1 protein-coding gene is annotated in these 425 nt (G+C 42.1%); it reads right to left on the reverse strand.

The features are described from left to right. On the reverse strand, nt 1-404 hold a 404-nt coding region (locus V7R39_RS17765; RefSeq protein ID WP_334032288.1), incomplete at its 3' end, for an IS110 family transposase. Between the last annotated feature and the right edge of the window lie 21 nt (nt 405-425).

Raw genomic sequence — 425 nt, forward strand, 5'->3', positions numbered from 1 at the left:
TGAGGTTTCAAGGGGGTTAATTTGTCTCGATGATACTGCAATATTTCGACTTGTATTTTAGCATCTACTGGATCGCTCTTGCTCCCGCTTGAAGCGAATGCTTTACGGTAACGAGCTACCATGGAAGGGTTTAGTGGGTAAATCACGACATCTTCACATGCTTGTAACGCATTGATCAGTGGGCCTTTAGTAAGCTCACAGGCAATTGCGAATCGCTTGCCTGGATAACGTTCTTGTAGCGATAAAAGCCACGCCTGAATAGCGTCAGGTGTATGAGGAATAACTGAAAATTTATATTGTTGAGAGCAAGCATCGTATTCACAGATATCATGTTTTTTGTCAGCCCAATCTACGCCAATTAACAGCTCAAAATCATCATATATTGAGGGAGAAGAACCTTTCATATCCTGCCTCCTAGGTGTAAA

Origin of the sequence: Alteromonas sp. P256 (assembly GCF_036864455.1) — a bacterium.
GTDB lineage: Bacteria > Pseudomonadota > Gammaproteobacteria > Enterobacterales > Alteromonadaceae > Alteromonas.